The 8,515-nt window shown below is 66.3% G+C and carries 7 protein-coding genes; all 7 read left to right on the forward strand.

Annotated elements, in window-relative coordinates:
- Window positions 1-13: 13 nt before the first annotated feature.
- Complete coding sequence (gene traI / locus SM757_RS22260; RefSeq protein WP_322467087.1) at window positions 14-2,527, forward strand: TraI/MobA(P) family conjugative relaxase; 2,514 nt, start codon at window positions 14-16, stop codon at window positions 2,525-2,527.
- Complete coding sequence (locus SM757_RS22265) at window positions 2,524-4,413, forward strand: type IV secretory system conjugative DNA transfer family protein (RefSeq protein ID WP_322467088.1); 1,890 nt, start codon at window positions 2,524-2,526, stop codon at window positions 4,411-4,413. Before traI ends, SM757_RS22265 begins: the two co-directional genes overlap by 4 nt.
- Complete coding sequence (gene traF, locus SM757_RS22270; protein WP_322467089.1) at window positions 4,410-4,943, forward strand: conjugative transfer signal peptidase TraF; 534 nt, start codon at window positions 4,410-4,412, stop codon at window positions 4,941-4,943. The genes SM757_RS22265 and traF overlap by 4 nt, the downstream gene beginning before the upstream one ends.
- 10 nt (window positions 4,944-4,953) lie before the next feature.
- Window positions 4,954-5,298, forward strand: a complete 345-nt coding sequence (locus tag SM757_RS22275; RefSeq protein ID WP_322467090.1) for a hypothetical protein — start codon at window positions 4,954-4,956, stop codon at window positions 5,296-5,298.
- Window positions 5,295-5,522 (forward strand): hypothetical protein, encoded by a 228-nt coding sequence (locus SM757_RS22280; RefSeq protein ID WP_322467091.1) that lies wholly within the window; start codon window positions 5,295-5,297, stop codon window positions 5,520-5,522. Before SM757_RS22275 ends, SM757_RS22280 begins: the two co-directional genes overlap by 4 nt.
- Window positions 5,523-5,524: 2 nt before the next feature.
- Window positions 5,525-7,813: a zincin-like metallopeptidase domain-containing protein gene (locus SM757_RS22285; RefSeq protein ID WP_322467097.1), complete on the forward strand. Its 2,289-nt coding sequence runs from the start codon at window positions 5,525-5,527 to the stop codon at window positions 7,811-7,813.
- A gap of 289 nt (window positions 7,814-8,102) precedes the next feature.
- Window positions 8,103-8,515: hypothetical protein (locus SM757_RS22290; protein WP_322467092.1), on the forward strand; the 413-nt coding region annotated here is incomplete at its 3' end.

Below are 8,515 nucleotides of genomic sequence, written 5' to 3' on the forward strand. Positions count from 1 at the left end.
GCCAGCCGCACCCGTGATTGCCAAACACGTTGCAATGCGCAGCCCGTCGCGCAGCAGCATGGCGGACCTCGTGAGCTACCTGTCGGATGACCAAGGCCTGCACGAGCGCGTTGGCGACATTCGCATCACCAACTGCGCGTCTGCCACGCTGGACGCGGCAGTGGCCGAAATGCTCGCCACGCAGCAGCTCAACACGCGTGCGAAGGGCGACCGCACCTACCACCTGCTGGTGAGCTTCCAGGCCGGCGAACAGCCCACGCCTGAGCAACTGCAAGCCATCGAGCAGCGCATCTGTGATGCCCTGGGGTTGGGCGAGCACCAGCGCGTGAGCGTGGTCCACCACGACACCGACAACCTTCACATCCACCTTGCCATCAACAAGATCCACCCGCGTCGGCTGACGTTCAAAGAACCTTTCCAGTCCTACCGGACGTTGGCGAGGGTGTGCGCGAAGCTGGAGCGCGAGTTCGGGCTGAAGGCCGACAACCACACGCCGCGCCGCAGCACGGCGGAGGGCAGGGCGGCCGACATGGAACAGCACGCCGGCATCGAAAGCTTGATGAGCTGGGTACGCCGCGAGTGCTTAGCAGACATGCAGCGCGTCGGTTCCTGGGCCGAGATGCACGAAGTGCTCGCGGCGCACGGGCTGCGCATACACGAACGCGGCGCAGGCCTGTCCATCGAAGCCGACGACGGTACGCGCGTGCGTGCCAGCACGGTGGACCGTGGCCTGTCCAAGCAGTCGCTGGAAGAACGGCTTGGACGATTCCAGGCCTCCAGCGCCAGCCACACGGGCCACCCGCGCAAGACTTATGCGTACCGACCCAAGCGCACGCGCGTGGACACCACGGAGCTGTTTGCGCGCTACCAACGCGAGCGCGACAGCGCCTACGAGACGCGCGTGGCCGAGCTGGCTGCTGCCAAGCGGTCGAAGGATTTGGCCGTTGAGAACGCCCACCGTGTCTACCGGCTGCACGCGGCAACGCTGCGCGTGGTGGATGGCCGCGGCATCGACAAGCGGCTGCTTTACGCGCAGGCCAGCCGCAACCTCAAGAACAAGCTGCGCGAGATCCACGAGGACTACGGCCGGCAGCGCCAGCGCATCGTGGCAGCCCACGGGCGCAGGGCCTGGGCCGACTGGCTGAAGTCGCAAGCCACCAAGGGCGACGCTGAAGCACTCGCCGCACTGCGCGCGCGCTCCGAAGCCGAGAACTTGCACGGCGCCACCATTCGCGCCGCTGGCCAAGCAACCGGTGTTGGTGCGGCGCCGGACATCGACACCGTCACCAAGGCCGGCACCGTGGTCTATCGCACCGGCTCTAGTGCCGTGCGCGATGACGGCCAGCGACTGCAGGTGTCCCGGGAAGCCGACAAGGAAGCGGTGCGCGCCGCGCTGCGCTTGGCCCGCCAGCAGTACGGCGACCGGATCACCGTCACCGGGTCCATCCAGTTCAAGGCGGCTGTCGTGCGCGCTGCCGTGGACTTAGGTCTGCCTATCACGTTCACCGACCCCGGCCTTGAGCGACACCGCCAGGTCCTGATGCAGAAGGAGTACCCAAATGGCTACCCGCAACCCGAGCCCGGACGACGCGCTGCTGGACCGCGCGATGGAGGGCTACACCGGCAGCGACCTGCAAACCCAGCGTCTGGCCATGCCCGCCGCGCCGTCCAGCCCAAGCCCGACGCTCGCCGCGCTGGCGCCGAGCCGCCGCCCCGCGCCTCCGACCGTCTGCGAAACCTGTCCGAACTCGGTGTGGTTCGCCAACGACAAGGAGGTCAAGAACTACTGCCGGGTGATGTTCGTGGTGGTGTGGAGCACGAAGGAACCCAACGCGCTGACGCTGTGCGACGGTCAATTCATCGGCCAGGAGGAAGCAGAGGGAGCGGAGGACGAGGACGAGGCGTAAGCCAGCCGCCCCCGCCGGTTGCCCGCGCACGCGGCGCCGTCCAGGCCAAGCCCGCGCGGCGGCCGCCGCTGGACAAGACCCCACCGCCGCAAGCCCGTGTGCGTCCCCAGGCAGCACCTCAGGCGCAACGGGCAACCGTTGAGAAGCCGCGCGTGGCGAAGGTTGGCACCAAGCCGCCGCCCGGCGCTGCTGTCCGACTTCGCCCGCTGTCGGCGGTCGATCCCGGCCAGCGCGGGCCCGTAACCCGCACACCGGCCAGCCCAGCAGCGCCAGCGCCAGCCGCTACCGCGGGCTGGAGCATCCCCGGCGCGATCTTTTCGCCGGCCGCCTACACCGCAGCCGACAAGTACATCGCCGAGCGCGAAAGCAAGCGTGCGCGCGGCCTGGATGTGCCCAGGCACACCCGATACACCGCCGGGGCAGGTCCGCTGACCTACGCCGGCACCCGCACCGTAGATGGGCAACTGCTGGCGCTGTTGAAGCGCGGCGACGAAGTGCTCGTGATGCCCATCGACGCGACCACCGCGCAGCGCCTTGCCCGCACCGGGCTGGGTACGCCGGCCAAGGTCAATGCCAACGCCACGATCAGCACGGGCACCGGACGAGGACTCAGCAGATGACCAGCACGAGCATGAACAACGCGGTCGGCCCGCAGATCCGGCAGCAGCAGAAGCGCAGCCGCAGCGGCAAGCTTGTGCCGGCACTGGCTTGCGGCTCGATGGTTGCGGGCCTTGTGGCAGCGACTCAGCAATTCGCGCATACCTTCGAGTACCACGCCAGCCTGGGGCTCAACGTGGGCCATGTCTACCTGCCTTGGTCAATCCTGGGTTGGGCCTGGAAGTGGCATGACCACTACCCCAACGAACTGCTCAACGCGGGCAGCGTCGGCACCCTGGTTGCGGCCACGGGCATGGGCGTCACGTTGATGACGCAAATGATTCGGCGCAACTCGCCAGTGGCAAACCAGTACATGCATGGCTCCGCGCGCTGGGCCGAAGAAACCGACATCAAGGCGGCCGGGCTGCTGCCGCGTACCCAGGACACATGGTTGGAAAAGCTCAAGAAGCTGCCTCCGCCAGCGGCCATGGCCTGCTACGTGGGCGGCTGGATCGACAAGCAAGGCGTGCTGCGCTACCTGCGCCACACCGGCCCTGAGCACATCTTGTTCTATGCGCCTACGCGCTCCGGCAAGGGCGTTGGCCCGGTGCTCATGACGCTGCTGTCCAACCTCATGAGCATGATCGTGTCGGACCTGAAGGCCGAATTGCACGCGGCCACTGCTGGCTGGCGCAAGCACTTTGCCAAACAGCGCGTGCTCAAGTTCGAGCCGGCGGCGCTGGACAGCGTGCACTGGAATCCGTTGGACGAGGTGCGGCTCGGCACCGAGTACGAAGTCGGTGACGTGCAAAACATCGCGCTGCTGCTGGTGGACCCGGACGGCACGGGAATGGTGACCCACTGGCAAAAGACCAGCTTCGCTCTGTTGCAGGGGCTCATCCTCCACGCGCTCTACAAGCACAGAAACGGGCATGGACCTCGTGCGTCGCTTGCGCTGATCGACCAGATGGTTTCCGACCCAACGCGTGCGACCGGCAACCTGTGGCCGGAAATGACCACGTACAAGCATGACGGGGAACAGGTGCATCCCGTGGTCGGCTCTGCCGCGCGCGATCAGATTGACCGGCACGAAGAGGAAGCCGGCTCGGTGCTGTCGTCCATGAAGTCCTACCTGATGCTCTACCGCGACCCCATCGTCGCGCGCAACGTGGGCGACTCGCATTTCCGCATCAAGGATTTGATGCACCACGAAGACGCGATCACGCTTTACCTGACCACGCAGCCGAACGACAAAGACCGCATCAAGCCCCTCATGCGGCTGTTCCTCACGATGGCCATCAGGTTGCTGTGCGACAAGATCGCGTTTGAAGGCGGTCGCCCGGCGCCAAAGTACAAGCACAAGCTGCTCATGCTGCTGGACGAGTTCCCGTCCTACGGCAAGCTGCCTGGCTTCGAGGACGCGTTGTCGTGGATGGCTGGCTACGGCATCAAGGCGTTCATCGTCGTGCAGGACACGCAGCAGTTGCGCCATCCCACGCAGGGCTACGGCGACCACGAGACGATCACCTCCAACTGCCACGTCCAAGGCGCGTTCCCGCCGAACCGGGTCGAGACGGCGGAATACCTCTCGCGCTGCACCGGGCAGACCACGGTGGTCAAAGAGGCGGTGACAGTCAGCGGCAAACGCACTGCGTTCATGCAAGGCCAGGTGTCGCGCACGATGCAGGAAATCGGCCGTCCGCTGCTCACGGCCGATGAGGCGATGCGTATGCCGGCGCCGGTCAAGGACGCTGACGACCGCATCCTGGAACCGGGCGACATGGTCGTTTACGTCGCGGGCCGTCCAGCGATCTACGGCAGACAGATCCTGTACTTCAAGGACGAGGTGTTTCTCGCGCGTGCGTCGGTGCCTGCACCTACGCACAGTGATTTGCTGGTGGCAGCATGAGCCGCGCCGCACACCGTCTGGGACTGGTTGTAGGCGTGCTGGGCGTGCTGCTGGTGCTGGGCGCGCTTGTCGTGCATGTCCTGGGCCTGCGCTGGAACAGCACCGCCAGCATCCCGCGCGGGCTCTACATCTCTACCGGCGAGCCAGTGCGCCCCGGCGCTTACGTGTTCGTCTGCCCACCGCCGACCGAGCCGTTCGTGCTGGCGCGCGCGCGGGGCTACCTGGACGGCGGCGCGTGCCCTGGCCAGTTCCAGGGCCTCATGAAGTTGGTCGTGGCCGCCGACCACGACCGGGTCGAGTTCGCCGCCGACGCCGTGCGCGTCAACGGGTACGCGCTGCCGGCAAGCCGCCGCATCGAGAAAGACGGCATGGGGCGACCGCTGCCGCATCCGGTCAGCGCCAGCACCACGTTGGACCATGAGGTGTTGCTGATGGGCGAGGGCAACCCAAAGTCGTTCGACGCGCGCTACTTCGGCCCCGTGCCGGTTTCCCAAGTGCAGGCGGTGATCCGCCCGGTGCTCACGTTCTGAAAGGACCTCGATGGACTACGCCGAAGCCACCCAACTCCTGGGCGCACTGACGCCCGCACAGCGCAACACCCTGGAGGAAGCACACGACCGGTATTACTGCTTTGCCGGCATCTCGTCCTTCGACGCGGAAAGCGACAGGCAGGCCGAAGCGGACAGGGGCACCTTCGCGCACCTGCTGTTTCCACCCGGCCCCGGAGGTATTCCATCCATATCCCAGGAGCGCGCGGCCGAGTTCATGGCTGCCGTCACCGGCTTTCCCGTGGCCTGGTGCCGCGCCTGGGACGAGTACAGCTTTTGCGAGCTGCACGGCGTGGATTACGCCGAGCAGGCCACCATGAATGGAGGTGTTCTGTGACCCACGACGATCCCGTGCTGTCGCTGCTTGGTGGCGACGACGACCCAACCGACCTGGTGCACGCCACGCCGGCCGATGTGGCGCGCGACAAGATTGCCGACATGCTTATTCCGGGGCTGTTAGTGACGTTCACTGCGGCCGAGGCGAAGGCGGCTGGGGCGTTTGAGGAAACCGCGCTGTCCGAGGCCGATGCCCTGGCCAGCGCGCTGGACCTGGGCGCTTGACCATGGATCGGCAGTCATACCCAGAAGCCGTTGCCGAAGGCGTCATCGACATGCTGCAGGCCGGCATGATGCCGTGGCAGCTCCCGAAGGAAGAGGGCGCACAGGTGCCGTTCAACCCGTTCAACGGGCAACGCTTCAAGGGCGCCAACGCCGTGCATCTGATGGCCCAGGGCCGCGACGATCCGCGCTGGCTCACCTACGACCAGGCGCAGGAAATCGGCGGCCAGGTGCGCAAAGGAGAGAAGGGGACGCACGTCCAGTTCTGGAAGTTCACCGAGCAACGCCCGATGCTCGATGCCACAGGCCGCCCACAGCGGGACGCCAGCGGCCGCGTGATGCAGGAAACCGTCCAGTTGGACAAGCCCCAGGCTTTCATGGCCGTGGTTTTCAACGCCGAGCAGATGGACGGGCTGCCGGAGCATGCGCCTGCACCTCGCTTTGACGGCACTGAGCGCGCCCGCAGCCTCATGCAATTCAGCGGCGCTGCGGTCAAGGAACACGCTGCCTACCGGCCTGCCTATCGCGCCAGCGCCGACAAGATCCAGCTACCGACACCCGAGGCCATAGGCGGCGAGGACCGCTTCTGCACCATGGCCCTGCGCGAACTGGCCCACTGGACAGGGCACGAATCGCGGCTGGACCGCGACATGAGCCATCCGTTCGGCAGCGAGGGCCGCGTGCGCGAGGAACTGCGCGCCGAGTTCGCCACCGTGCTCCTGGCCGACACGCTGGGCTTGCCGCCGCCTCCAAGCAACGACGCCCGGGCTCACGCCTTCGCCGATCTTCTTGCGAGAGATCCCCTTGAGCTGTTCCGCGCGGCGGCCGACGCCGAGCGTATCCACACCTTCCTCATGCAGTACGACAAGCCCCTCGCACAGTCCCAGCAGCAGGAAACCGCCGAGGTGATCGCGCTACACGCCGCGGAGAACAACCGCATCGACGCCGCGCTGCAGGCGGTGGCCAGCACGCCAGCACCAGCAGCCAGGCCTGCACCGGCCGCCAAGGCTGCGAGGGCGGTTGAGCCATACATACCGCCGGCGAAGGACGTGCGCGCCGAGTTCGCCGACGCGCTGCGCGAAATGGGCCGCATCGTGTCCGGGGACCACCCGATCATGGACGGCAAGCCGCATCGCCTTCAGGTTGCCGGTGACAAGAAAGGCGAGAGAGCTGGCTTCTACGTTGGACACGAAGACGGCGAAGTCCCCGCGGGCTACATCAGCAACAACCGCAGTGGTCAGTCGATACGCTGGAGGGCCAAGGGCTACACGATCAACCCACAAGACCGCGCCCGCCTGGAAGCTGAGGCCAAGGCCAACCAGCAGCGCCGCGAGGCCGAGCAGGCAGCCAAGCACGCCGCCACCGCGCAACGCGTGACCAACCAGGCCGGCAGCCTTCGGCAAATTCCGTACAACCAGCCCACGCCCTACTTGCAGTCCAAGGGCGTCAAGCCGCAGCGCGGTGCGCTTACCGATGCCAGCGGGCAGACCACTTTCTTACCCGCGCAGGACAAGACCGGCCGCATCTGGACGATGCAGTACATCGGCCCGGAGGGCACGAAGCGCTTTGCCAAGGACTCGCGCAAGACCGGCTGCTTCCATGTCCTCGGCGGCATGGACGAGCTCAAGCGCGTGCCCGTGATCGTCGTGGGCGAGGGGTACGCCACGATGGCAACGATCAAGGAAACCGTGGGGCACGCGGTGGTTGCCGCTTTCGACTCGGGCAACCTTGAACCCGTGGCGCGCGCGCTGCGGGAGATGTTCCCGACCAAGCCCATGCTGGTCGTTGGCGACGACGACCGCACGGTGGTGATGACGCAAGGCTTCAACCCGGGCCGCGAGAAAGCCGAGGCTGCGGCGAAGGCTGTGGGCGGCAAAGCGGTGTTCCCGATCTTCGCACCCGACGAGATCACTTATCCGCCCGGTCTGAAGCCGGTCACGCCGGCGACCTACCGTGCGCACGTTGGCGCGGCCGAGTGGCTGGCCAGCGTGAAGCCCGGCACCCACGCCGATGACCGCGACTTGATGGAAGGTGACCTGCTACGACCGGCGCAACTGGATGCGCTCGAACGGATGAAGCAGTTCACCGACTTCAACGATCTAGCGCAGAAAAGCAGGCTCGGGACTGAAGCTGTGCACCGCCAGATTGCGCCGCAGATCAAGCAGCTGGTTGCGCTGCATGACTTGAAGCATGACCAGGCCGTCGAGCAAACGCAGCAGCGTGCTCAGGAGCAATCAAGGACTGCGGGCCACGGCATGCAGCAGCGTCAACGCCCAGGGATACGTGTCCGGTAAAGCCTCAGCGGCTGCCCTGGAAGAGCGGCGCTGATCCTCAGCGCCACGATCTAGACCACCTAAGGCCCTTGGCTGAATTCCAGCAGCCGAGGGCGCCATTCATAACGAAAGGACCGGGACCTCAGAAAGACTGACCCCGAAAGAGAAAAGCCCCGGGATTCCAGGCCCGGGGCTCTCTCCGTGATGCGTAGTCCCTCGCTGAAGGGCACTCCACAAGCTGTCGTAGGCAAGGAGTGTACGGACAGCGAAGGAATCCGCAACACGCGGGTGAACTCGTCCCTGCAATTCCATGCCACTGCATCACGCAGCAAGGGCAGGCGCCAGCGTCTGCGCCAGCCAAAGCGGCACCCGAAGCCGCTCGCTCACCCCCATCGAAGCTGCCGTGGGCCGGCTCGATGACCTGTTCAACGCCCGCTCAATCCCCGGGCTCACGCCTCGCGGGTACAAGGTGCTTCGCCACTTGGTGGAAGCGGCCGACCTGCGCCAGCCCGGTAGCGTCCATCCCACGCCCAGTGAGACGCTGCAAGTGCTCACCGGCTACAGCGACCGCTCGGTTTCGGGCGCGCATACCGACCTTGTACGGGCCGGTCTCACCGAGCGCATGGCTGTGATGGAGGGTCGGCGCGATCCGGTGTGGCACACGCGACTTACGCCGCACTGCATGACGCTTTTGTTCGCCGACCACTCGCAAGAAGTTGCGCC

This window comes from Azohydromonas lata, from assembly GCF_034427735.1.
In the GTDB taxonomy this organism is placed as follows: domain Bacteria; phylum Pseudomonadota; class Gammaproteobacteria; order Burkholderiales; family Burkholderiaceae_C; genus Azohydromonas; species Azohydromonas lata.